Source organism: Streptomyces uncialis, from assembly GCF_001905345.1.
Taxonomy (GTDB): domain Bacteria; phylum Actinomycetota; class Actinomycetes; order Streptomycetales; family Streptomycetaceae; genus Streptomyces; species Streptomyces uncialis.
The window spans coordinates 1305185-1329743 of the sequence record NZ_LFBV01000002.1; the positions used below are offsets into that span (position 1 = coordinate 1305185).

Genomic DNA, 24559 nt, shown 5'->3' on the forward strand with positions numbered 1-24559 from the left:
CGGTCATCGGTCGTGGAGCACGGCCGGCCGGTTGACGGGGACGACGGTGAGGAGTTCTTCGAGCCCTACGAAGTCGTCCGGGTTCGTGGTGAAAAGAGGCAGACCTTCGGCGATCGCGATCGCCGCGATCATCAAGTCGGCCACCCGGCGTCGGGGCTTGCGGCCCGCCCCGATGACGGCCGCGCACACCCTGCCGTAGATACGGGCCGCCTCGGCGTCGAACGGGATCGGGTCGAACTCGTTCTCGGCACGTTGCAGGACGTCCATGCGGCGTGCCCGTTCGGCGTACTCGTCGTAGTCGTCCTGCTCATCGTTCCGGCGCACCTCGTGGGGTCCCGCGGAGAGCTCTGCCAAGGTGATGGCGCTGATCGCCACCTCCGCGGGCAGTTCTTCGGGGTTCACCCACCTGCGCAGGATCATGATGTTGGTGTCGAGCAGTCCCTGCTGGTGTTCAGCGGGCATAGGGGTCGTCCGCCTCCTGCTCGGCGGTGGCGCTCTGATCGGCCCGGAAGGCGTCGAGGGAGATGTCTGGTGCCGCTCGGGACATCGCCACGAACTCACCACGGGGAACGAAGCGCCGTCGTCCCCGGAGAGGGATCAGCTCACCGATCTGATGGCCGTCCCGGGTGACGGTGAAGGACTGTCCACCCTGAACGGCATCCATGATCTCTTTGGACCGACTGCGCAGATCGCGTTGAGTGATCTCGTGCTGGGCTGCCATGACACCACCGTACCCCTGGGTGCTACCAGGTGCCACACCGTGGCGCGATACGGCTGGTGGCGCACAGGCCCGCGGCGGAGCTGTTCGAGGCAACACCAAACCGTGGGTCGTTGACCTGGTGTCTTCTGGTGGGATGAGCCTCGAACTCGCGCTCCGACCTTGGGAGTCACTGCGACTCCTAGCCGTCGGGAGGGGAACAGCACCGCGCGGCACCACCCTCGGCCGCGAGCGGCGCAGTGCTGGTGAAGGCGAGGCCTCTGACCTTCAAGTGGCCTTGTGCGCGCCATCGATGCAGGTCGGAAGGATGGCTATGGCGTGCGAACGCCATGCCCTGGAATTGGTCTAGACAACAACAAAGCCCCGGGCCGCTGGCCTGGGGCTTCTGTGTGGAGCGGGTGACGAGAATCGAACTCGCGCTCTGAGCTTGGGAATCAATGGTTCTTAGGTTGTTGCAGGGGCTCTGAACTGCGATTTCGGAATGGGTAGGTGGATGGCTCCCGGTCTCTGGGAGCCGTATCTGACTGCTGTTGTCCGCTCTGCTGGGCACGGATGGGGCACGAGAGCTGGCAGTGCGACGCGTGCTCCGGGCGGGTCGGCTGGTCAGAGGGGGATGATGCGGACTTGGTTGCCGCAGAGCTTGTTCATGTCATCGCTGTCGGACGTCAGGAGGGCGACGGGTTTCGGCTGCCGGAGCGCGACCTCGGCGACCGTCGCGTCGATGGCGTACTTGTGCCCGTGCAGCCCGGCGCCTTTGAGTAGCTCCGCTGCCGCCTTGGCCGCCTGTTCGGTTACCGGTTCCACCTTGATGCGGGACAGCGTCCAGTTCAGGCGAGGCATATTGGTGCGGGAGTGGGTTACTTCCACGATGGTGTTCGCCCCGATCACCAGGTCGGCCCCCATGTCGTGGAAGACCTGCAGCATCGCGAGGACCTTGCGGTCCTGCGCGATCCAGGCGGAGAGTCCTTCCGAGTCCAGGACGACGGTTTCGATGCGCTCGCTCACGCGGCGTCCGCATCCTTGGAAGAGCCGGCGGAGCCGAAGATCCTCGCGCGGGCCTCGGCGAGCTCCTCGTCGCTGAAGCCTCCATGCTCTTCCTCGTGGCGGCGGAGGTCGTCGCCCAGAAGCTGGTGCCGGATCTGGCGGGCCACGGCTTCCGCTACATAGCCGGAGACGTTGTCCGTGAGCTTGCGGAGCTCCGCCACCTGGTCGCTGGGGAGCGTGACGGTGATGCGAGTCGTTGAGGACATACGCCAAGCATACTGGAGTATGCACAGGAGGGCTTGTGGCTTCCCCGGACGCTCCACAGTCGAGGTCGCATGATGAAATCGGTGCGGCTTTTGTCGCTCCCAGCTATTCGCAGCGGAATGAGAGCCCGCAGCGATGCCCGTGGTACCGGCGGCCCGGTACTCGACCGGGCATGGGCGTTTTGGGGTCTGGCAGGGCGCCGGACCCGCCCTGCCAGGTGTGTACTGCGGTTCGTGCGCATGGTGATTTGGTAACTAGGACTCTTCGAGGGACCCAGGCTCTCGGGGCAGTGCTCCGCGACCCAATTTGCTCGAGAGGTCAGCTATGCACGGGTACCTCGTCTCCTGAGCGCGCTTGCCGATGGAGTTCTGTCGCTGCTACCCACTGGGATCCGAGGGCCCTGATGCGCTGTCCTGCTGTGTGGACGCTGGCCGTGCAGCGGTAACGCTGCTCAAGGCGTTGAAGTACGCCGATTCGGGAAGAAGCCAGGAAGTCGAGGGCTTCCACGACCGTACCCTCGTCGACACGGTACTCACGAGTCCGAAGCTCGCGTCGAATCGACGTGAGATCGAGCCAACCACCCTCTTCCAGTGGGTCCTGTGCTTCCGCATTCAAGATGTCGACCAGCGCGTACTCGAGTCGGCTGCGCATGTCCTGGGCCTCCCAGTACCTGCGCAAGGCGTCGCCGCGCTGAGCTGCCTTCAGGGCTGGGTCAACGAGGGGCGCCAGTTGGATCAGGGTGAGCGGCGTCTGCTCCTGATGACGGACGACTTCGGCCAGCAGCCCGGTGTCGATCACGGCGATGGCGGGATCGTCGTCGGCTTCCTTGAGCATGCGACGTTCAAAGCCTGGCCCGATGAGAAGGTGAACATGAGCCCCGACCCTCGCTCGGTGTTCCGACAACCCGAACAACGGCTGGCCCCTGACCGGACCAGTGGCCGAAGTCTTCGCTTCGATAGCCAGGATCCGCGAGTCCGTACCGACACCGAATCGCACATGGCCGTCCACCGCTCCAGGGCCGCCCACGTGCTGGCCCGGCATGCCCAGGTAGCCCAGCGCGACGACGGCGGCCTTCTCCAAGCGCTTGGGGTTAGCGCTGTCCCGTGCAGCATCCTCCAGCTCCGCTGCGATGTGCGAGCCCAGGAAACTGGTTTGGTGATTGATGCCGGTAGGGCTGTCGCGGTGGTGGTTTTCGGTGGCTCCGTCGGACAGTGCGTAACCCACAGAGTTGTCCGGCTGGAAGCCGGGCAGCGACTCCTTGAACGCTCGCCCGAGAGCCGTCGTACGGTAAGTGGTCTGCGAGAGCCGGGTGACGAGCCCACAGGCATCCAGCAGGTTCAGACGGGTATTGACCGCGCTGCGGGACAGAGGCTTCCCGCGGTTGGGGAGGTAAAGCGAACTGCGTTCCGTAATCGTGCCGGTCGTGGGTCGAAGCGTCTGGTCAAGCTCGCCCAGCACCTCGCCGAAGAATGCGATCGAGGCGTGAACAATGCGTGCGAGGTCCAGCGGTTCACCAGACTCGACCCAAGCAAGGGCAGCGGGCGTGGCGGTCCAGCTCTCGGATGACGTCCGCTGAATCAGTCCGAGTGCCTTCAGAGTGTCCTTGGCCGTTCGTGCCGTGGCCACAGTTTGGGCCTTGGGGAACGTGCTCTGCACGGATCGCACGAAGTCCGCGTCACTGATCGAGGGAATGGCCGCCTCGGTGAGCACCTGCAGTGCATCCAGGACCCCGCCGTTAGCGGCGACTCCCGGAATATAGAGATTCGCGCCGTCCGCCCTCTCCTTGAGGCCGGTTTGGTCGAGCTGTTCGACAAGCCTGGCGATGGCTTTGGGGGTGGGGCCGAACTGCACGACGGTGTCGGTCTCGTCGGGATCGGGCTTGCCCAGCTCCATGGCCGCAAGGACGCGTCGGCCTGTCTCCGTCAGGTGAACCTGACGGTCGAAGAGGTCAACCATTCCTGTGACAGCGAGCCAACCTGTGCGGTCGCGCACAGGGGCCGCGGTGTCCCACTGCAGGTCGAAGTCGTCGCGGGCCAGCTCCAGCAACTGATCATGTGTACGAGGCCCGGAGGACAAGGCGCCCATAGCTTCGCCCACGAACCTGACGTTGCAGTGGAGCGCTTCCACGAGCACGGCTGGGTCGCCACTTTGGTGCCAGGCGGCAGCAGCGGCACTGGGCATAACCGTCGACCCGTCGCGAGAGAGCAGTCCGGCGCGGACGAGCCGCTGAAGCTGATACCCGTTCAGTCCACCGGCCCGAGGCAGTGACGCGTGATCGCTTGAGGCCGGCTCTCTGTTGGCAGACAGCTCCTCGATCAGCGTGTGAAGAGTGACGAGCCAGGTCGACCTTGCGCCTGGCAGCACTGGCATACCTGTTGATCGTTCCGCCCATGCCCGGGGGCGTATGAGGTCTTCCATGGTCGTGCACGTTACGTTCATCGTGGCGGCTATGGAGCAATCTCTGGAGAAAATGCTGACGGGAATCACAGGGGTCATAGCGTGCGTCGAGCCGACCTTCGCGTCCCCGGACTGAATACTGCTCATCAGGTGATCGGCGATCGCACGGCCTGTGCGGGTGAACAGGATTCCCGGCTCACTCCTCGGTCGGCTCCCCATGGGTCGCCTGGCATCCAGCCTGACGTGTCCGAGGGAAGTTATGGGGAGCACGCGAGTGGCACCATGACCCAGAACGGTCCAGACAACAAAGAAGCCCCCGGCCGCTGGCCTGGGGCTTTTCTTTGGAGCGGGTGACGAGAATCGAACTCGCGCTCTGAGCTTGGGAAGCTCATGTTCTACCATTAAACTACACCCGCGTGTGCACCGGTCGGGACCGGTTGTGCATCGGCGCTCACTCTACCCCATGCCAGGCCCCCGGCGTCCGAGCCGTGGGGCCTGTCGGCTCGGGTGGGGGTGACGGGTGTGTGGGGCGGGGGAGTTGGGGCGTACCTTGGGGTGCGGGGCGGGTGTCGGCGGGGTATCGGAGTGCCGCCTGGATGGCCGTCCCTTTCCTCCCGTAATGTTGCGGTTCTCGTCGGTCCGTCGGATGCCCGCGCGGCTGTCCCCGGTCCGGCGCCGTTCCAGGATCGTGGGGAAGGGACTCAAAGGACTTGATGCAGCTCACTGTCGTCCGGTGTGCCGAGGGGCACGTGTTCAGCACCGCTTCGTTCCCGATGCAGCAGGCCGAGCGGCTCGGCCCCGGGCGGCTCCTGCGCTGCCCCCGCTGCGCTCGGCTCCGCAGCGCCGTGCCCGTCGTACCCGCCAAGCGTTAGCGCCCGGCAGCGGCGGCCGCGCTCCGTGCGCGGTCGCCGCCGTACCGTCCCCGTAGGGCCGTCGGCGCGCCCGCATGCGAGCGGGGCCGTCCGACTTGCGTATCCTCGGGACGTGCTTCTCTCTGACAAGGACATCCGGGCCGAGATCGACGCAGGCCGGGTGCGTATCGACCCGTACGACGAATCGATGGTGCAGCCGTCGAGCATCGACGTGCGGCTGGACCGCTACTTCCGGGTGTTCGAGAACCACCGGTACCCGCATATCGACCCCTCGGTCGAGCAGGCGGACCTGACCAGACTCGTGGAGCCCGAGGGCGACGAGCCGTTCATCCTGCACCCGGGTGAGTTCGTGCTGGCCTCGACGTACGAGGTCATCGCGCTGCCCGACGACCTGGCGAGCCGGCTGGAGGGGAAGTCCAGCCTCGGACGCCTCGGGCTCGTGACGCATTCGACCGCCGGGTTCATCGACCCCGGGTTCTCCGGGCACGTCACCCTCGAACTGTCGAACCTCGCGACGCTGCCGATCAAGCTGTGGCCCGGGATGAAGATCGGCCAGCTCTGTCTGTTCCGGCTGACCTCGCCCGCCGAGTTCGCCTACGGCTCCGAGCGCTACGGCTCCCGCTACCAGGGCCAGCGCGGTCCCACCGCCTCGCGTTCCTTCCTGAACTTCCACCGGACCCAGGTATGAGCGCCTCCGGGACCGGCGTACGGGAGAACCTGACGTACGAGCGGTTCGGCACCGCCGTCCGGGAGCTGGCGCAGACGATCGCGGACGACGGGTACCGGCCGGACGTCATCATCTCCATCGCGCGCGGCGGCGTCTTCGTCGCCGGCGGTCTCGCGTACGCCCTCGACTGCAAGAACATCCACCTGGTCAACGTGGAGTTCTACACCGGGGTGGGGACGACCCTGGAGATGCCGGTGATGCTGGCGCCCGTCCCCAACGCGATCGACTTCACCGACAAGAAGGTCCTCATCGCGGACGATGTCGCGGACACAGGGAAGACCCTGAAGCTCGTCCACGACTTCTGCCTCGACCATGTCGCGGAGGTCCGCTCCGCCGTCGTGTACGAGAAGTCCCACTCCCTCGTGAAGTGCGAGTACGTGTGGAAGCGCACCGACGAGTGGATCAACTTCCCCTGGAGCGTCGAGCCGCCCGTCGTACGCCGCTCCGGACAGGTCCTCGACGCCTGACCTACGCCTGATCCACTCCTGACCTGGTCCTTCCGCATCCGGTACGACGAACGGGGCGCGGGGGCGGATCCTTCTCCGCCCCCGCGCCCCGTTCGTCGTCGTACACCGGCCCCCGGGGGCGGTCAGAACGTCCCGAGCTTGATGATCGACAGCAGCGCCGCCAGCTGGATCGCCGACGCGCCCAGTGCCTTCGGCCACGGCAGGTCGTGCGACTTGTTCACCATCACCGTGAACAGGGCGCCCGCCGCGATCCAGGTGATCCAGCCGAGGATCTGCACGAACGGCTTGTCGCCGCCGGCGAACATGGCCACGATCAGCCGGGGTGTGTCAGTGAGGGCCATGATCAGCATGGACAGGCCGACCGTCGGCTGCCAGGCCCCGTCCCCGCCGAGCTGACGCGCCAGCGTGTGGGTGACCACACCGAGCACGAACGCGCCGAACACCATCACGACACCGGTCAGCAGGACGTACGGCACGGCCGACGACAGCGTCGAGCTGATCGCGTCCTCACGCGCCCCGTCGAAGCCGAAGATCGCCAGCAGGCCGTAGAGGAACGTCACGACCAGCGCCGTGCCCCAGACCGAGTAGTCCCGCATCCGCAGGAAGGTCGCTCCGGGGCGGACGACGATGCCCTTGAGGAGTTCCTTCCAGTGCAGCGGAGGGCCGGCGGGCGGCGCGGCGGGCTGGCCCGCGTGGTACGTCCCGCCCTGGTTGTAGGGGTCCTCGCCGACGGTGAACGCCTGCGTGTGGCCGGGGTTGTTGGCCGCGTAGGGGTCGTGGGCGCCCTGCTGGGGGTGGTGCTGCCCGTCGCCGAAGTACTCCGGCTCCCCGTGCCGACCCGGCCCCTGCCCCTGGCCGGGTCCCTGGCCCTGTCTCTGTCCGGGTCCCCTGCCCTGTCCCGGGGCGGGTCCCTGCGGCCAGCCGCCGCTCTGGCCGTAGCCACCGCCCTGGCCGCCGTACTGCTGCGGCTGCCCGTACGGCGGTCGGCCTTGGGCAGGGGAGGGTGGCGGCCCGCCGTACGGGGCCTGCTGACCGTACGGCTGCTGCTGCGGGGGTTGTTGGGGTCGCGCCTGCGGTGTGCGGTTGTCCCGGCCGCGTCCGATCCTGAATCCAGCCACGTCATCGAACGTACCTGGTCCGGCGGAGCGGTGGGCTGGGGGCGGGGGTGGGGGACGGGGTTTGCGGCCGAGCTGTGACATCCCCTAGGGGACCCCCGACGGGTCGCCTTCGCTCGCGCTTCCGAGGTCCCCTGTGCTGGGCGTACTTCGTTCCTGTGCCGTCGCTCGTTGGGTGCGCAGTTCCCCGCAGGTCGCCTTCGCTTGCGCTTCCGAGGTCTGTCCGGCTGGGCGCGCTTGTTCCTGTGCAGGTCGCTCGTGGGTTTCGCGCAGTTCCCCGCGCCCCTGGATGCTGCCCCCTTGCGGTCGTTCGCTGGGTGCGGGTCCGCCCTCGTCTTTTGCGCAGTTCCCCGCGCCCCTGAAGGGGCACTCCTCTCCTCGCGCAGTCGCGCTGCTGCGGGAGGGGGTGGGCGGGACTCTCTGCCCGCAGACTCCGACGCCACCAGTGCGGCCACTGGACGTCTTCCCGAGCGCGTTGGAGCGAGGACGGAGAATCCCGACCGGCACCGACCCGAAGAACCGGCCGGGTGCGCCCCAAAGGGGCGCGGGGAACTGCGCACCCACCGAGCGACGGCACAGCAACGGAGTACGCCCACCCGGACAGACCTCAAAAGCGCAAGCGAAGGCGAAAAGCAGGCCGGCTCCGCCGGAGGGGGTGCGGGGCCGGCCTGCGTACCGGGGTGGGGGACCGTGGCGGGACCTACTCGTCGATGACCGAACCGAACCGGGCCGCGTCGAACTTCCCGGCGGCACCACCACCGTCAGCGTCGAGCCCGAACGTCCAGGCCCCCGCCCCGCTCACCCCGCCGGGCCCCGCGGGCAGCGCCCACACCACGCCCCGGCGCCCGTCCTCCCCGGGTGCCGAGACCAGCAACGCGTACCGGCCCATCGGGTCGGGCCCCGTGAACCGGACCTGTGCCCCCCACGCGTCCCCCGGCTCCGCCTTGCCGGGAATCCACCGGGAGTCCTGGTTCCAGTGCGCGACCCCGCGCGCGGAGAGCCCGGACGCCGTACCCCTGAGCACCCACACCGCCCCCGCGTCGGCGGCGCGGCCCACGTCCTCGCCGGGTGCGCCGATCACGACATCGGCGTACCCGTCGCCGTCCGCGTCCGCGACGGAGAGGTCGCCGCCGAAGGCGTCACCGCGTTCGGCGGTGCCCGGGAGCCCGGGGGAGTCCTGGGTCCACCACTGAGGTGTGGCCGCGGGCCCGTCGGGACCGCCGTAGCGGACGCCGACCAGCCCCCCGGTCAGGGTCTCGCCGCCGTCGTCGGGGGACGCGGGCTCACCGGTGACGAGGTCGTCGTACCCGTCGCCGTCGATGTCCCCGGACGCGGCGACGGGTCCGCCCCGCGACTCCCGCGCGTACCCCGGGCCCCGGTCGCCGCCGGGGAAGTACGCGGACCAGCCGTGACCGGGTTCGGCGCCGGTGGTGACCCCGGAGACGACGAGGTCCGCGAGCCCGTCGCGGTTGTGGTCGCCGGTCGTGAGGGTCCGCGGCAGCACGGCACGCGCGCCGGCGGGCCGGGACAGCGGCTGCCGGGTGAGGGTCCGGGGCGTGACGGTCCGGGGCGTGACGGTGGACCCGGCACCCGCCGCCTGACCGGCAGCCGCCGCCTGACCGGCAGCCGCCGCCTGACCGGCACCCGCCGCCTGACCGGCACCCGCGGTCTGACCGGCACCCGCCTCGGCCGCGCGCGGGACGATACCGCCCGGCTGGTCGCCACCGGGCTGTCCCGGGCCGGGTCCGGGACCGGGGAGCTCCCCCGGCGCGAATTCGAGGAGCTCCAGGCCGTCGCGGTCGGCCACGACGAGCAGATCACCGGGGTTCGCCGCGCTGAAACGGGCGGCGGCGAGCACCGCGCCGAAGCGGTCCCCACCGGTGGGACGCGGTGCCTGGAGCCAGCCGACGGACCCCGCGAGACCCGTCGGGGTGCCCCACAGCACGGTCGCCCCGCCCGCGTCGCGCGCGTCGCCCAGATCCTCGCCGGGGACGCCGACGATCAGGTCGTCGTACCCGTCGCTGTCGAGGTCACCGGTGGCGAGGGCCGCGCCGAACCGGTCGCCCGCCTCGGGTGCCCCGGGAACGCGGGGGGTGGCCTGGCTGAGCCGGCTGACGCGCTGGACGCCGACCCCGTCGGCGGTGCCGTACCGCACGCTCACCCGGCCCGCGCCGCTCGCCCCGGCCACGGTCGCGTCGGGCGCGGCGATCACGACGTCCTCGAACCCGTCGCCGTCGAAGTCGCTGTTGCGGTCGTTCGCGTATGTACCGCCGGGGGTCCCGGCGAGCGCGGGGTGCGCGGTGGCGAGGGTGACGGCCGCCCCGGACGCGAGGAGGAACGCGGCCAGGGCGGCGGCCGATCGGTTGTTGCGCACGTACGGCTCCTGGGTGGGGAAGGGGGTGGCCGGGCAGGCGCGGGGGCCGCCGGAGAGGGCCCGTACCTGTCCGGCGCATATTCCGACGCCGACCGCCGGGGAACGGTTGCAGCGGATTCGCACGCGCGTACGGTTCGTGGCGTACGGACGGTACGTCTCCCGGCAGGGCCCGTCCCGGTGGGTCCGCCTCCGCGTCGTAGGCCGGGTACGTACGTCCATCAGTACGCCTCCCGCGCCGCCCCCGGGTACGCACGAGGCCCGGGTCACCTCAAAGGGGTGACCCGGGCCTGATCCCGTCTCCGGGGACGTGCGACGAACCGGCGCGAACCGCGAACCGCGACCGCGAACCGCAGTCAGGTCGCCGGACCGCGGACCGCGAACCGCGAACCGCGAACCGCGAACGCGGCCCAGGGTCGCCGGACCGCGGTCAGGTGACCGGCTGCGGCTCCGGCTCGTTCTCCGCGGGGGCCGTCCCGGCCGGAGGCTCGTCGCCGGGGGTGCGCACCGACTCCAGCAGCAGCTGGGCGACGTCCACCACCTGGAGGGACTCCTTCACCTGGGCCCCGCCGGTACCGCCCTCGCCCGTACCGCTCTCGGCCGCCGCCTTCTTGGCGTTGACGGAGTCGGTGAGCATCACCAGGCAGAACGGGCACGCGGTCGAGACGATGTCGGGGTTGAGGGACAGCGCCTCGTCCACCCGCTCGTTGTTGATGCGCTTGCCGATCCGCTCCTCCATCCACATCCGCGCGCCGCCCGCGCCGCAGCAGAAGCCGCGTTCCTTGTGGCGGTGCATCTCCTCGTTCCGCAGGCCCGGCACCTTGGCGATGATCTCGCGCGGCGGTGTGTAGACCTTGTTGTGGCGGCCCAGGTAGCACGGGTCGTGGTAGGTGATCAGCCCCTCGACGGGGGTGACCGGGATCAGCCGGCCCTCGTCGATGAGGTGCTGGAGCAGCTGGGTGTGGTGGATGACCTCGTAGTCGCCGCCGAGCTGCGGGTACTCGTTGGCGATGGTGTTGAAGCAGTGCGGGCAGGTCGAGACGATCTTCTTCGCGGACTTCGGCTTGCGGGTCGTCGCGTCCTCGTCGTCCTCGCCGAACGCCATGTTCAGCATGGCCACGTTCTCCTGGCCGAGCTGCTGGAACAGCGGCTCGTTGCCGAGGCGGCGGGCGGAGTCACCGGTGCACTTCTCGTCGCCGCCCATGATCGCGAACTTCACGCCCGCGATGTGCAGCAGTTCGGCGAACGCCCTGGTGGTCTTCTTCGCCCGGTCCTCCAGGGCGCCGGCGCAGCCCACCCAGTACAGATAGTCGACCTCGCCGAGGTCTTCGAGGTCCTGGCCGACGACCGGCACCTCGAAGTCGACCTCCTTGGTCCACTCCAGGCGCTGCTTCTTCGCCAGCCCCCAGGGGTTGCCCTTCTTCTCCAGGTTCTTGAGCATCGTCCCGGCCTCGGAGGGGAACGCGCTCTCGATCATCACCTGGTAGCGGCGCATGTCGACGATGTGGTCGATGTGCTCGATGTCGACCGGGCACTGCTCGACACAGGCGCCGCAGGTGGTGCAGGACCACAGCACGTCCGGGTCGATGACGCCGTTCTCCTCGGCGGTGCCGATGAGCGGGCGTTCGGCCTCGGCGAGGGCCGCGGCCGGTACGTCCTTCAGCGCCTCGGCGCTCGCCTTCTCCTCGCCCTCCATGGTCTTGCCGCCGCCCGCGAGCAGATACGGGGCCTTGGCGTGCGCGTGGTCGCGCAGCGACATGATCAGCAGCTTGGGGGAGAGCGGCTTGCCGGTGTTCCAGGCGGGGCACTGCGACTGGCAGCGGCCGCACTCGGTGCAGGTGGAGAAGTCGAGCAGGCCCTTCCAGGAGAAGTGCTCGACCTGGCTGACGCCGAACACGTCGTCGTCGCCCGGGTCCTCGAAGTCGATGACCTTGCCGCCGGAGGTCATCGGCAGCAGTTCACCGAGCGCGGTGCCGCCGTCGGCGCGCCGCTTGAACCAGATGTTCGGGAACGCGAGGAACCGGTGCCAGGCGACACCCATGTCGGTACGGAGCGAGACCGTGATCATCCAGATGAACGACGTGGAGATCTTGATCATCGCGAAGAGGTAGACGAGGTTCTGGAGCGTGCCGACGGAGAGCCCGTCGAAGAGCGCGACCAGCGGGTACGAGACCAGATAGGCGGGGGTGTACCCGTCCACGTGGTGCAGCGCGCCCTCCAGCCCGCGCAGCACCAGGATCGCGACACCGATGATCAGGATGACGGCTTCGACGAAGTACGCCTGACCCATGTTGGAGCCCGCGAAGCGGGACTTGCGTCCCGGGCGGTCCGGCAGCGAGAGCTGGCGGATCACGATGAGGGTGAGGATGCCGAGGACGGTGAGGACGCCGATCAGCTCGGTGAAGATCTCGTACGGCGCCCAGGTCCCGATGAGCGGGAGCGTCCAGTCCGCCTGGAAGAGCTGCCCGAGGGCGTGCACCAGGGTCAGGACCAGCGCGAAGAAGCCGACCGAGACGAACCAGTGCGCCACGCCGACGACGCCCCACTGGTTCATCCGCGTATGGCCGAGGAACTCCCGTGCGACCGTGACGGTACGCCCGGCCGGGTCGTCCGTTCGGGTGCCCGCCGGGACATCCTGCCCCAGGCGCACATAGCGGTAGATCTGTGCGATGGCCCGGACGAACAGGGCTGCGCCGACCGTGGCGAGCACCAACGACACAATGATCGCGGCGAGTTGCATGGAGGCTCCTCGGGCCTGCGAGAACTTGACTACTAAGCGGTAACTTATGGGGTTCGTTCGAGGGTACCCAGTTGTTTCGCCGCACTGTAGTCAGCCGGGCGGTGATCTGTGTCGCTGAGGTTGCCCTATCCCACGGCGGCTTGACGGGGCGTGGGGCGAGGGAGGGAACCGAGAGGGGAAGGGGCGGGGAGGGTGGCCCGGGAACGAGAACAGCCCCGCCGGAGAGATCCGGTGGGGCTGTGTGCCCTTGCGGGCGGAGGTGGCTGGGGCCGGGATCGAACCGGCGACCTATCGCTTTTCAGGCGATCGCTCGTACCAACTGAGCTACCCAGCCACGAAGTTCACGAAGAACTTCAGCGGTCCTGACGGGATTTGAACCCGCGGCCTCCACCTTGACAGGGTGGCGAGCACTCCAAGCTGCTCCACAGGACCCGGTACGTGTGCCGAAACAGTCTTGCACACTGTGCCCCCAACGGGATTCGAACCCGTGCTACCGCCTTGAAAGGGCGGCGTCCTAGGCCGCTAGACGATGAGGGCTATCGGCCCGCCTGGGCGCTTCTCAGCGCGTCGGGGACGTGAGAAGCATATGGGATGCCGGGAGGTATCGCCAAAACGGTTTACGGGACCCGCTCCGGAGGGGTCGCGCCGGGCCGGTTCTCCTCCGCCAGATGGCGGCTCACCTCGGCCGTGCTGAGGCCCAGACCACCCAGTTCGATCTCGTCCCACGCCTGGAGCCGGCGGGTGTCCCGGTCCAGGTAGAGGACCGACGCCTCCACCGGGTCCGGCTTCTTCCCCTCGACCGCGCGCAGCCCGCCGCCGCCCGTGGAACCCTCCAGCCGCATCCGGGTCCCCAGCGGCAGGGTCCGCGTCTCCTGCCGGTGGTAGTGCCCGGCCAGGACCATCGGGACCGTCCCGTCGGTCTCCCGTGCCGTCGCCGGCTGATGGACCACCGCGATGTCGACCGGGGTACCCGCCGACCGCTGGTCCCGCAGTGTGGACGCGAGGCGGATGCCCGCCATCCGGTTCGCCGCGTCACCGCCCGCCGGGGTCGACCGGTCGGGCGTGAACGTCGGGTCACCCGTACCGGCGAACCTCACTCCCGCCACGGTGACCGCGCGTCCCTCGTCCAGGACATGGACATCGCGCATCCGCTCCAGATAGCGCTGGGTCGTCCGCGAGTCGTGATTTCCCCGCACCCACACATACGGGGCGCCCAGATCCTCGATCGGGTCCAGGAAGCCGTTCTCGGCCGCGCTGCCGTGGTCCATCGTGTCGCCCGTGTCCACGATCACGTCGATGGCGTACTGCTCCACCAGCGAGGCGACGATCTTCCAGCTCGCCGGGTTCAGATGGATGTCCGACACATGCAGCACCCGCAGGGTGGACGCGTCCGGGCGGTACGCGGGGAGCGTGGACGTCGCGTCGTACAGCTTGGTCACATTGGTCACCAGCCGCGCCAACTCCTGCTGGTACACATCGAACTCGCTGACGATGCTGCGCGCGTCCCCGACCACCGAGGGCGCGCTGGTGAGCAGCCCGGAGAAGCGCGGTTCCAGCACCGCGCCGGGCCGCCAGGTGGCCAGCGCGGTCGCCCCCGAGGTGACCAGCAGCGCCAGCGCGAGCCCGCCCGCCGCCACCGCGCGGCGCGGCCGCCGGTACACCACGAGCCCCAGCGTGCCCGCCCCCACCACGACCGCCGCACAGGACCGCACCGCCAGGTCGAGCGTGCCGCGCCCGACGTCCTGGGCCACCTCGTCCTGGAGCCCGGATATCCGCTCCGGGTGCTTGACCAGCGCCTGTGAACGCACCGGGTCGAGCTGTTCCACGTCCACGTCCAGCCGGATCGGCGCGGTATGGGTGTCCAGCTCCAGCGCGCCCAGCGGGGACACATTGATCTTCGTACCGCCGGACAGCGAGGCCCGCAGGGTCATGCTCGTGTCCATCGGACCCACCGGCACCCGCACACTCCCCACCACCAGCAGCCCCAGCCACGCCCCCGCCAGCACGACCCCCGCCATCCCCAGCGCCCTGCGGTACGGGTGCCCCGGGCGCGCCGGCAGCTCCACCGGCCGTACGGGACGGGACCGCCGCGCCCGCGGCCGGAACGCCGTACGGAACGCCTTGCCGAGCCCCGTACCGAACCTCGCGCGGAACGCCCTACGGGATGCCGCGGACGACTTCTTCGTACGGGAAGTCGTGCGGGAGGCCGTGCGGGACGTCGTACGGGGCGAAGTGCGGGCAGGCGTACGGGAGGTGCCGCGGTCCGGGCCGCGGGGCGTGTCGCGGGGCATTGGTCCCGTATGCCCCGGCGGCCGGGCGGCCATGCGGGGGAGCGTCATGGGGGGCGGTCATGGGACCGGCAGGCAAGGACCGGTCGTGCGGGGGCCGGTGGCGTGGGGGCCGGTGGTGCGGGGAGTGAGCGGGGGCCGGTCCCGCGGGGGACCGGTCGTGCGGGGGCGGTCAGCCCCAGCCGAGTTCGTGGAGCCGGTCGTCGTCGATGCCGAAGTGGTGGGCGATCTCGTGGACCACCGTCACGGCGACCTCGTGGACCACGTCCTCCGTGGTCGCGCAGTACCGCAGGGTCGGCCCCATGTAGATCGAGATCCGGTCCGGCAGCACCCCCGCGTACCACTCGCCGCGCTCGGTCAGCGGTGTCCCCTCGTAGAGCCCCAGCAGTTCGGGGTCATGGGCGGGTGGCTCGTCCTCCACGAACACGGCCACGTTGTCCATGACCCGCGTCAGCTCCGGCGGGATCGTGTCCAGGGCCTCGGCCACCAGCTCTTCGAACGCGTCTCGTGTCATTTCCAGCACAGCCCCATTGTCCGGGACGCGGCGCCGAACCGGCCTGGGCGCGTCCCCGACGATCCCGGCACCCGTACCCGGCACGTCGGGCACCCGTGGCCGTCACACCGGGCTGCCCGCCTCCGGCGACGGTTCGTGGCGGAACATCCGGGCCGCCTGGCCCTGCGCCGGCGGGTCCTCGTGGGCCGACGAGGACGGCTCCGCCGGGGTGGGCTCCGGGGCCGGGGGCTCGGGTGTCGGTTTCGGGGGTTCGGGGGCCTGGGTGGCGCGGGTCGGGGTGGGCTCCGGCGGGGCCACCGGGGTAGGCGCGCCCGGGGCGGTCGGGCGGGGCGCCCGGGTGGGCCGGGCGGGCCGCGGGGCGTCGGGTTCCGGGGCGGGCGCTCCGGCGGGGTCGGGGCCGGGGTCCGGGTTCGGGCCGGGCTCCGGGGCGGTGCCGGGGGCCGGGGCGGAGGGGGAGGCGCCCTTCTTGCGGGGGCTGCCGTCGAGGTGGGCCTTGGCGTCCCGGCCGCCCTGGTAGCGGCCGTAGCCGCCGTCGACCGTCGTGGCGGCGCCGCCGGGTTGCGCCCCCTCGCCGTCCCGGGGGCCCGAGGAGTGGGAGGGGCCCGGGCGGGCGGCCTCTTCGCCCACGCTGACGCAGCCCGCGGTGGCCGCGAGGGCCGCCGCCAGGGTGGCCAGGCGGACGGGGACGGACATTGGGCGCACGGGCCACCTCCGGGGCGCGGGATCCAGGGTTCGGCTGTCCAACTCCCTCCCCCCGCAAGAAGACACGCCGCCGCACCCCGTACCCCCGGGCCGTCCGCCGCGCGCCGGGCGCGTCCGCCGCCGACGGGACCGGCCGCGGGGGCCTGCGGCGGCCGTACGCGCCCCCGCCTCCGGAGGACCGGATGCCCGCACCGCACCGGTCCCCGTCCCGGTCCCACCCCCTGTCCCCGTCCCGGTCCCACCCCCTGTCCCCGTCCCGGTCCCACCCCCGTTCCCGGGCCCGCGCCACCCCGGTCCCCGGCCGTGCACCACCCCCGCACCACCCCTGTCCCGCCCGCGTCCCCGGACCCGTACCATCGGTCCCAGGAGCCCCGTACCGACCACCTCCGGGGCCCTGCTGGGGCGTGACCGGGGTCACCCGGTACGGCATTTGCCTTGCGGCCCCAGAGGTGCGTATGGTGGTAGATCGTTTGATCCCATTTGCCCGGCGCACTCCTCACAGAGCGAGGAAAGCAGCGCGCCGCGTGTGGCGCGTACTCCCTGCCGTGGCCGGACCGCATAGAGGCGGTCGATTTGTAGCTTCACGGAGTTTGGGCGCGTGCCGTGAACTCCGGAAGGTTCGCATTTCGCATGTCCGTTTCCCCTGCTGACCGCGCTGTTCTCACCGAGAACGCCGAAGCCCCCACCAGCACCCCCGAGGCCGTCGACGCCGTCGTGACCGAGGTCACCGAGCCCGTCGCCGCCGAGGTCACCGAGACCGTCGAGACCGCCGGCACCGTCACGCAGGCCGTGACCGAGACCGCCGACGAGACGTCCGCCGCGACGGCCCCCGAGGCCGGGTCCGCCACCGAGGAGGACACCGCCGAGGCCGAGGCCGACGCGGAGCCCACCGTCACGTTCGGTGACCTGGGTCTGCCCGAAGGTGTCGTCCGCAAGCTCGCGCAGAACGGCGTCACCAGCCCGTTCCCGATCCAGGCCGCGACCATCCCGGACGCCCTGGCCGGCAAGGACATCCTGGGCCGTGGCCGTACCGGCTCCGGCAAGACCCTCTCCTTCGGTCTCCCGCTGCTGACGACCCTCTCCGAGGGCCACACCCAGAAGAAGCACCCGCGGGGCATCATCCTCACCCCCACCCGTGAGCTCGCGATGCAGGTCGCGGACGCCCTCCAGCCGTACGGTGACGTGCTCGGCCTGAAGATGAAGGTCGTCTGCGGCGGTACGTCGATGAGCAACCAGATCTACGCGCTGGAGCGCGGCGTCGACATCCTCGTCGCCACCCCCGGCCGGCTGCGGGACATCATCAACCGCGGCGCCTGCTCGCTGGACAGCGTGCAGATCGCCGTCCTCGACGAGGCCGACCAGATGGCCGACCTGGGCTTCCTGCCCGAGGTCACCGAGCTGCTCGACCAGGTGCCGAGCGGCGGCCAGCGGATGCTGTTCTCCGCCACCCTGGAGAACGAGATCGACAGTCTCGTCAAGCGCTACCTGAACGCCCCGGTCATCCACGAGGTCGACCCGTCGGCCGGTGCGGTCACCACCATGACCCACCACATCCTGATCGTGAAGCCGCGCGACAAGGCCCCGGTCACCGCCGCGATCGCCGCCCGCAAGGGCCGCACGATCGTCTTCGTCCGCACCCAGCTCGGTGCCGACCGCGTCGCCGAGCAGCTGCGTGACGCGGGTGTCCGCGCCGACGCGCTGCACGGCGGAATGACGCAGGGCGCCCGTACGCGCACCCTCGCGGACTTCAAGGAGGGCTACGTCAACGTCCTCGTCGCCACCGACGTCGCCGCGCGCGGCATCCACGTCGACGGCATCGACCTGGTGCTGAACGTCGACCCGGCGGGCGACCACAAGGACTACCTGCACCGTTCGGGCCGTACCGCCCGCGCGGGCCGCTCCGGCACGGTCGTGTCGCTGGCCCTGCCGCACCAGCGGCGCCAGATCTTCCGGCTGATGGAGGACGCGGGCGTCGACGCCGGGCGTCACATCGTCGGCGGTGGCGGGGTGTTCGAGCCCGAGGTCGCCGAGATCACCGGTGCCCGGTCCATGACCGAGGTGCAGGCCGAGTCGGTGGCGGGTGCCGCCAAGCAGGCCGAGCGCGAGGTCCAGGACCTGGCGAAGCAGCTGGAGCGGGCCGAGCGCCGCGCCTCCGAGCTGCGCGAGGAGGCCGACCGGCTCAGCGCGCGTGCCGCGCGTGAGCGGGGCGAGGACCCGTCGGCCGTCGCCCCCGTGGCCGACGCCACCGCCGAGGCCCCCGTCGCCGGCGCCGTGAGCGCCACCGCCGAGGCCGGCCCCCAGGCCGCCGCCGAGGCCCCGGCCACCGCCCCCGTGGCGGAGACCGCGACCGAGCGTCCGGCCCGCGAGGACCGCGCCGCGTCGTACGAGCGCCGTGACAACGAGCGCGGCGGGTTCAACCGTGACCGCCGTGAGGACCGCCGTGAGGACCGTGGCGGCTTCCGCCGCGACGACCGCGGTGACCGTGGCGGTGACCGTGGTGGTTTCAACCGTGACCGTGGTGGCGAGCGTGGTGGCGGTTTCAACCGCGACCGTGGCGGCGACCGTCCGGGCTTCCGTCGTGACGACCGTCGTGACGGTGAGCGCGGTGGCGAGCGTGGTGGTTTCAACCGTGACCGTGACGACCGTGGCGGTTTCAACCGCGACCGCGGTGGCGACCGTCCCGGCTTCCGTCGTGACGACCGTCGTGACGGTGAGCGCGGCGGTGACCGTGGTGGTTTCAACCGTGACCGTGGTGGCGAGCGTGGTGGCGGTTTCAACCGCGACCGTGGCGGCGACCGTCCGGGCTTCCGTCGTGACGACCGTCGTGACGGTGAGCGCGGTGGCGAGCGTGGCGGGTTCAACCGTGACCGTGACGACCGTGGCGGTTTCAACCGTGACCGCGGTGGCGACCGTCCCGGCTTCCGCCGCGACGACCGTCCGTCCACCGGCCACCGGGGCAGCGACCGCCCGGTCAACCGTGACCGCCGCGACGACCGCCCCGCGGGCGGCCACCGCACCGGCGGCAGCGACCGCCCGTACGGCCACCGCGGCAGCACCGGCACCGGCACCGGCACGGGCGGCTTCAACCGCCGTGACGACAAGCCGCGCTGGAAGCGCAACGACTGACAGCCGGGTCCTGGTCGCCCACGGGTGACCGGAACCCGCTGACCGGCACGCAGCCGGTCGGCACACCGACGGACGCCAGGCCCCGCCCCCACCGGGCGGGGCCTGGCCCGTTCACGCCGCACGACCGGACCGCACCGGCAAAACCGGACGCGCACCGCCCCGGAAGATGTCAGGATGTCCAGGCACCACCGGACCCCGCCCCGGCGGACCACCCCCAGGGCGCTCGCCCTGTTCCCCCACAGGGACAGGTCCACGCCCGCGACCGACACCCCGCTATGCTGCGGGGTGCGGGCCGTTAGCTCAATTGGCAGAGCAGTGGACTTTTAATCCATTGGTTGTGGGTTCGAGTCCCACACGGCCTACAAGCCGCAGGGCCGGGCGCAAGCCCGCGACCTGCGAGGAAGCGCCCCACCTGGTTCCGACCGGGTGGGGCGCTTCGGCGTTGCGGGGTTCGTACGTGAGCGGGGATGCCGTACGACCCTCCGACCACCCGATTCACGCGCCGGTGGTCACACCAGGCCGTTGTGCAGCGATAGCCATACGTGCCGTGGTGCTGAGTACCTTCGGTCAGCAAGCGCCGATGCTCTCACTGCTCATGGCAGCGACGGCATCGGTCGTCACCCCGCTCGGACGGCGGGTATCCGGGCGGCCCACGTCGTGGCCTGGGTCAGGTGTTCGGCCTGGAGTCCGGCACGGGGGTCGGTCTGGATCAGGTGCGTCGCCGTGCCTCGGGCGGTACGGGCCGTGGCCCAGTCGTGGTCGAGGGCGGTGAAGTCGTCGTCGATCCAGACGGCGGGTGCGTCGCCCAGCCAGGTGTCGACGTGGTCGCGCTTCCACAGGTATCCGTCGGGGTGACTGGTGGTGATCCGGGGACGCGGCAGGTCGATGTGCGGGAGGGGCGGGAGGCCGAGGAGGGGCCCGATCAGCGTGGTGGCGTCCTGCCGCCAACTGGTGCACCAGACAGGGGTGACCAGGCCGGTCCGGATCACGTCCATGAGCAGGCGGCCGTGGGCAGGGTCGAGCCAGACGGTGACCGGGTTGTCGGCGCTCCGTCCGGTGGGGACGACATCGTGACGTGTGTGAGTGGCGGGGGTGGTCCCGTCGGCAGTGGGGAACGGTATGAGGACACCGTCGATGTCGAGGAGCAGGTAGGGCGGGCGCATCCGTTCCTCCAGGGGGAGCCGGGACGAGTGGCTGTCAGAGCTTGCGGGCGCGGATCAGCAGGGTGGTGGGCCATCGGCCCGTGCGGGGGTCGTGGAACTCCTGGGCCGAGGTGAGCCGGAAGCCCGCTCGGCTGAGCTGTTTCTCCCAGCGGCCGGTGTCGAACTCCCAGCGGGCGACGGGGAGCCGGGTGCGGTCGGGAAGGGTGACGTGGTCGCGGCGGGGCCGGTCGTCGCCGGAGGGGCTTCGGCCGCCGCGCTGCGGGTGGGGGACGGAAAAGGCGAGCACCCGGCCGGGCGGGAGCCGCTGTGCGACGGCGGGGAGCAGGAGTTCGGGGGCGATGAGACCGACCGCGCCGAAGACGGAGCAGACCGCGTCGAACCGTTCGTCGGAGGCATGCAGGTAGTGCAGGGCGTGGCCGGCGACGAAGGTGAGGTTGTTCAGCCGTCCGTAGTGGGAGCGGGCTCGTCGGATCTGAAGGCCGACCAGGTCGACCGCGGTGACGTGGGCGCCGTGGCAGGTGGCGAGGTGGGCGGCGTTGTGGCCGGGGCCGCCGCCGAGTTCCAGGACCCTTTTGCCGCGCAGGTCGGGGCCGAGGACCTCGGCGCCGGGCCGCTGTCCGGGGCGCGTGGTCCACTCCATGCGGGTGGGCACGGAGAGGGGGCCGGCGGGTTCGGCGGTGCGCTGGAGGGCGTGGGCGTGCCACGGGGACGCCCGGGAAGCAGGGGCGGGCACGTCAGACCTCCAGGAGGTGGAGTACGTCGTCGAGATGGCGGCGGACGACCTTCAGGTAGGTGGGGTCGGTGGCCGGCTCGTCGACCCAGCGGACGGCCTGCTCCATGAACCATTCGACGGCCCACACGCGGTGCCAGCCCAGGGCCCAGCTCTCCGCGGCGAGCCCACCGCGCGAGGCGAGGGCGTCGGGGGTGCCGCCGGCGGTGACGTACCGCTCCAGGAGGGTGCGTAGACGCACGGGCTGCGGGGCTTCGACGGTGCCGTGCCAGCTGGCGAGGTCGAGCAGGCCGGGGCCGGTGAAGGCGCGGGCGAAGTCGAGCATCCGCCAGCCCCGTCGGCCGATGTGGAGGCTGGTGGGGTGGAACTCGGAGTGCACCCAGCCGAAGGGCGCCAGTGTCGCCCCGGCCGAGCGGGCCTCGGCGGCCCGGGAGATCCGGTCGAGTGCGTTCTCGACGTCGTCGGTCTCCTGCCACCGGTCGGCCTTGCGCAGCCGTTCGAGGTGCTCCAGCGCCCGGCCCGGCAGTGCGCGCAGTCGCTCCTGGTCGAGGACGGGCAGGGGCGGAGCCGTGCGGGCTCCGTGCAGCACCACGGCCGCGGCGACGCAGTCCAGTTCGTCGGCCTCACGGACGGAGGGCCCGAGGTCCTCGATGAACATGCCGAGCCAACCGTCCAGGACGGCGGAGGCGTGGACCTGGGGGACGGGGAGGCCGAGGGTGCGGGCCAGCCGGAGGGCTTGGTCCTCGCTGTCGAAGGGCTTCCTGGCGTACTTGAAGATGGCTGTGGAGCAGTCGGAAAAGGTCACACGCTCGACGCCGGACATCGACCACACACGTACCTCCTCCCGTACGGCGGTGGTCCGACCGGTCAGGGTGAGCAGGTTGTCGAGGAGTTCGGCGCTGGGATTCGTGGTCACGTGAGGCTCCGGGGAGTGGTGGCGTCCGGGGCGGGCGGGGGATGCCGACCCGCCCCGGAGCCTGATCGGGTGGTGGTTACGCGGCGGGGTCCACGCGGTGGGCGTGGACCTGCTCGATCCAGCCCGCCTTGAACGCGGCGAGGTCGCCGCGGAAGGCGGCCATCGAGGCGCCGTAGGGTGCGACGACGCCACCGGACTGGTCCGGCACGGACTGGCAGCCGTGCACGAGCCGACCGCCGAGCGCGGCGTGGGCCTTGATGGACTCGATCCGGCGGTGCTCGTTGAACCAGCCGCCGTGGTAGACCTCGTCGAGCGTTCCGCCCATCTCGTCGTCCAGTTCGAAGACGACGGAGGTGGCGGCGGGGAAGAACCAGCACGGGCCGACGTTGGAGATGTGCCCGTCCAGCTCGACCTTGTTGAGCGCCATGAGCGTGGCGGCCTCGCGCAGCATCCGCAGGTGGTCGGTGGTGATCTGCGGCAGGCCGAGACCGGCCAGGTGCTCCTCCCGGAAGAGGTACGAGTACACCTCGTACGCGGTGGTCAGGACGCGTGCGATGTCGGAGGTGGACTCGCCGTGGTCCTTGATGAAGTCGAGCGCGAGCTGCTCGACCGTGCTCTCGGTCGTCTCGTCCAGGCCCAGGAGCCGGGACTCGACCAGCTCCCAGTCGGCGACGAGCCAGGTGTTCGACTCGAAGCGGAAGAAGTACGCGGCCGGGTCGACGGTCAGGCGTCGGCCCTCGACCTGGAGGCCGGGCAGGCGGCTCCAGCGCGGGTCGAACGCCTCGGGCAGCTCGACCGTGATGGCCGTGGTGTCGATGGTGGTCACCGTGTCTCCGTCTCTGATCGTCCGGGTCCGGGCACAGAAGTGCCCGAACCCGACTTGGGCGTAAGGAACTTCGGGGAGCCGTCCGGGTCGACGGGGGAGCCGCGGATCACGGCCGCACCGTTCCCGGCTGCTGCTGATAAGTGAACAGGCGGTCACGCTCAGTGGGTACGGTGGAGGGCGGTTGAAGCGGTATACGCGGTTTACAGCTCCTAGACGGAGGTGATCGTGGCGGCGCCAAGGAGCCCCAACTCCCTTTTGCGTGACGTCATCGAAGAGGTCGGCTGCACTTATGACGCCCTCGCCAGAGACGTGCGGCGCGTCGCCGCCGAGAACGGGGAGATCCTCCAGACCAACAAGTCGGCCATCTCGCACTGGGTGAACGGCACTCGCACCCCGTCGGGGCGGATGGGCCAGTACCTGGCCGAAGCGCTGTCCCGCCGTGCGGGGCGTGTGATCACCCGTACCGAGATCGGGCTCCAGGTCGGCGATGTCGAAGCGCCGACGGAATCCGACCCCGTCCTCGCTGTCATCGACCTGGGCCGCGCCGACGTCGAGCGCCGCCGCTTCCTCACCATCGCGGCCTTCACCACCGCCGGTGTCGCCATGCCGCTCGGCTACGGCCACGAGGCGTCCGCCCGCATGCTCCGTGCCCGCACGGGCACGTCCCTGGTCGGTGCGGAAGACGTGGATGTCGTACGCCAGATCACCGCGGCCTTCAGCGCGGCTGACGAGCGTCTCGGCGGTGGGCACGGTCTGACCACGGTCACCGCCTACCTCGCCGACACCGCAGCCCCCATGTTGCGTGGACGCTTCCCCAATGAAGCCCTACGCAGGGCAGCCTTCGGCGCGGTCGCCGAACTCGCCTACCTCGCGGGGTGGAAGCACCACGACCTCGGACAGGAAGGAGCCGCCCAGCGTTACTACCAGGTCGGCTACCAACTCGCCTACGAAGCCGACCCTCACGGTCACGCCGCCTGGATGATGCGCTCGTTGGCCCATCAGGCTCTGAAGCTCAGGCAGCCGTACCACTGCGTTGATCTTGTCGAGGCCGCCCTGAGACGTGGCCTCGGCCATGTCGACGGCCAGACCGAAGCTCTCCTCCACATCACCCACGCGCGCGCTTGCGCGGCCGTCGGTGAAAACGCCTCGGCCAGCCGTGCCCTGCTAGCCGCTGAGGACGCGCTTCTCCGTGAGGGCAGCCCTCAGCCCAGCTATTCCCTCTTGAGCGGACCAGCCGCAGGCACCGTCGCCAGCCATACGGCCAAGGCGCTGACCGAGATGAAGGACTTTGTCGGAACGGAGCAACAGCACCGCGATGCTCTCGCCCGTTGGGACCCGGTCAAGTTCAAGCGCGTGCACGTTCTCACGTACGCCGATCTGGGGGACAGCCTTGCCGCCCAGGCCCGCGCAGACGAGGCCGTCGCCGCATGGACGCAGGCTCTTGTCCTCATGGAGGGCATGGCCTCGGACCGCACCCACAAGGCGATCACCTCAATCCGCTCCACGCTCGCGCTCTACCGGCGTCGCCGTGTCCCCGGTGCCGCCGACCTCGCCCGCCGCGCACGCGAAGTCCTCGCCTGACTTGGCCCGACAGGTCGCCTGGGGATGGTCTGCGTTGGTTCGGCTGAGGACCGCCGAA

At 70.5% G+C, this 24559-nt stretch carries 19 protein-coding genes and 5 tRNA genes; 5 read left to right on the forward strand and 19 right to left on the reverse strand.

Going from position 1 to position 24559, the window contains the following annotated elements; genetic code table 11:
- Positions 1 to 3: 3 nt before the first annotated feature.
- The 6 genes from AB852_RS13835 to AB852_RS13860 all read right to left on the reverse strand — a co-directional run bounded on the left by AB852_RS13835 (position 4) and on the right by AB852_RS13860 (position 4779).
- Complete coding sequence (locus AB852_RS13835) at positions 4 to 462, reverse strand: type II toxin-antitoxin system VapC family toxin (RefSeq protein WP_073787479.1); 459 nt, start codon at positions 460 to 462, stop codon at positions 4 to 6.
- Complete coding sequence (locus AB852_RS13840) at positions 452 to 721, reverse strand: type II toxin-antitoxin system Phd/YefM family antitoxin (RefSeq protein WP_073787481.1); 270 nt, start codon at positions 719 to 721, stop codon at positions 452 to 454. Before AB852_RS13840 ends, AB852_RS13835 begins: the two co-directional genes overlap by 11 nt.
- Positions 722 to 1321: 600 nt before the next feature.
- Positions 1322 to 1723, reverse strand: a complete 402-nt coding sequence (locus AB852_RS13845) for a PIN domain-containing protein (RefSeq protein WP_073787483.1) — start codon at positions 1721 to 1723, stop codon at positions 1322 to 1324.
- Positions 1720 to 1968, reverse strand: coding sequence for a type II toxin-antitoxin system CcdA family antitoxin (locus tag AB852_RS13850; protein WP_073787485.1), 249 nt, complete (start codon positions 1966 to 1968; stop codon positions 1720 to 1722). Before AB852_RS13850 ends, AB852_RS13845 begins: the two co-directional genes overlap by 4 nt.
- Positions 1969 to 2284: 316 nt before the next feature.
- Positions 2285 to 4012, reverse strand: a complete 1728-nt coding sequence (locus AB852_RS13855; RefSeq protein ID WP_143201226.1) for a hypothetical protein — start codon at positions 4010 to 4012, stop codon at positions 2285 to 2287.
- A 693-nt stretch (positions 4013 to 4705) separates the two neighbouring features.
- Positions 4706 to 4779, reverse strand: a tRNA-Gly gene (locus AB852_RS13860).
- 568 nt (positions 4780 to 5347) lie between these two features.
- Here AB852_RS13860 and dcd point away from each other — a divergent pair.
- Positions 5348 to 5923, forward strand: a complete 576-nt coding sequence (gene dcd / locus AB852_RS13865; protein ID WP_073787489.1) for a dCTP deaminase — start codon at positions 5348 to 5350, stop codon at positions 5921 to 5923.
- Complete coding sequence (locus tag AB852_RS13870; protein WP_073787491.1) at positions 5920 to 6429, forward strand: phosphoribosyltransferase; 510 nt, start codon at positions 5920 to 5922, stop codon at positions 6427 to 6429. Before dcd ends, AB852_RS13870 begins: the two co-directional genes overlap by 4 nt.
- 122 nt (positions 6430 to 6551) lie before the next feature.
- On the opposite strand, the gene AB852_RS13875 is transcribed toward AB852_RS13870, so the two are convergent.
- The 9 genes from AB852_RS13875 to AB852_RS13915 form a co-directional block, all read right to left on the reverse strand.
- The gene (locus tag AB852_RS13875; protein ID WP_079184576.1) at positions 6552 to 7628 is read right to left on the reverse strand and encodes a Yip1 family protein; all 1077 of its coding nucleotides are present in this window, start codon (positions 7626 to 7628) and stop codon (positions 6552 to 6554) included.
- A gap of 616 nt (positions 7629 to 8244) precedes the next feature.
- Positions 8245 to 9918, reverse strand: a complete 1674-nt coding sequence (locus tag AB852_RS13880; protein WP_079184608.1) for an FG-GAP and VCBS repeat-containing protein — start codon at positions 9916 to 9918, stop codon at positions 8245 to 8247.
- A gap of 427 nt (positions 9919 to 10345) precedes the next feature.
- Positions 10346 to 12655 carry a (Fe-S)-binding protein gene (locus tag AB852_RS13885; RefSeq protein ID WP_073787497.1) on the reverse strand — a complete coding sequence of 770 codons (2310 nt, stop codon included), beginning with the start codon at positions 12653 to 12655 and terminating at the stop codon, positions 10346 to 10348.
- Between the two features lie 260 nt (positions 12656 to 12915).
- Positions 12916 to 12989: transfer RNA gene (locus AB852_RS13890), tRNA-Phe, on the reverse strand.
- Between the two features lie 23 nt (positions 12990 to 13012).
- Positions 13013 to 13087, reverse strand: a tRNA-Asp gene (locus AB852_RS13895).
- A 32-nt stretch (positions 13088 to 13119) separates the two neighbouring features.
- Positions 13120 to 13192: transfer RNA gene (locus AB852_RS13900), tRNA-Glu, on the reverse strand.
- 80 nt (positions 13193 to 13272) lie between these two features.
- A complete protein-coding gene (locus AB852_RS13905; protein ID WP_425444162.1) occupies positions 13273 to 14946 on the reverse strand; it encodes a metallophosphoesterase family protein in 1674 nt (557 codons plus the stop codon).
- Positions 14947 to 15115: 169 nt separating this feature from the next.
- Positions 15116 to 15466 (reverse strand): metallopeptidase family protein, encoded by a 351-nt coding sequence (locus tag AB852_RS13910; protein ID WP_073787501.1) that lies wholly within the window; start codon positions 15464 to 15466, stop codon positions 15116 to 15118.
- A gap of 93 nt (positions 15467 to 15559) precedes the next feature.
- Positions 15560 to 16150, reverse strand: coding sequence for a hypothetical protein (locus tag AB852_RS13915; protein ID WP_107499216.1), 591 nt, complete (start codon positions 16148 to 16150; stop codon positions 15560 to 15562).
- Between the two features lie 639 nt (positions 16151 to 16789).
- Here AB852_RS13915 and AB852_RS13920 point away from each other — a divergent pair.
- Both AB852_RS13920 and AB852_RS13925 read left to right on the forward strand, forming a co-directional pair.
- The gene (locus AB852_RS13920; RefSeq protein WP_073787505.1) at positions 16790 to 19285 is read left to right on the forward strand and encodes a DEAD/DEAH box helicase; all 2496 of its coding nucleotides are present in this window, start codon (positions 16790 to 16792) and stop codon (positions 19283 to 19285) included.
- A 289-nt stretch (positions 19286 to 19574) separates the two neighbouring features.
- Positions 19575 to 19647 (forward strand) — tRNA-Lys (locus tag AB852_RS13925).
- Between the two features lie 255 nt (positions 19648 to 19902).
- Here AB852_RS13925 and AB852_RS13930 read toward each other — a convergent pair.
- The 4 genes from AB852_RS13930 to AB852_RS13945 all read right to left on the reverse strand — a co-directional run bounded on the left by AB852_RS13930 (position 19903) and on the right by AB852_RS13945 (position 22920).
- Complete coding sequence (locus AB852_RS13930) at positions 19903 to 20448, reverse strand: HAD domain-containing protein (RefSeq protein ID WP_073787507.1); 546 nt, start codon at positions 20446 to 20448, stop codon at positions 19903 to 19905.
- 34 nt (positions 20449 to 20482) lie between these two features.
- Positions 20483 to 21088: a class I SAM-dependent methyltransferase gene (locus AB852_RS13935; RefSeq protein WP_245876765.1), complete on the reverse strand. Its 606-nt coding sequence runs from the start codon at positions 21086 to 21088 to the stop codon at positions 20483 to 20485.
- Between the two features lie 94 nt (positions 21089 to 21182).
- A complete protein-coding gene (locus AB852_RS13940) occupies positions 21183 to 22094 on the reverse strand; it encodes a phosphotransferase family protein (protein ID WP_073787511.1) in 912 nt (303 codons plus the stop codon).
- A gap of 76 nt (positions 22095 to 22170) precedes the next feature.
- Positions 22171 to 22920 (reverse strand): hypothetical protein, encoded by a 750-nt coding sequence (locus tag AB852_RS13945; RefSeq protein WP_073787513.1) that lies wholly within the window; start codon positions 22918 to 22920, stop codon positions 22171 to 22173.
- Between the two features lie 225 nt (positions 22921 to 23145).
- Between AB852_RS13945 and AB852_RS13950 the strand changes: the two genes are divergently transcribed.
- Positions 23146 to 24501 (forward strand): NsdA family TPR-like regulatory protein, encoded by a 1356-nt coding sequence (locus AB852_RS13950; RefSeq protein WP_073787917.1) that lies wholly within the window; start codon positions 23146 to 23148, stop codon positions 24499 to 24501.
- The last annotated feature ends 58 nt before the right edge of the window (positions 24502 to 24559 follow it).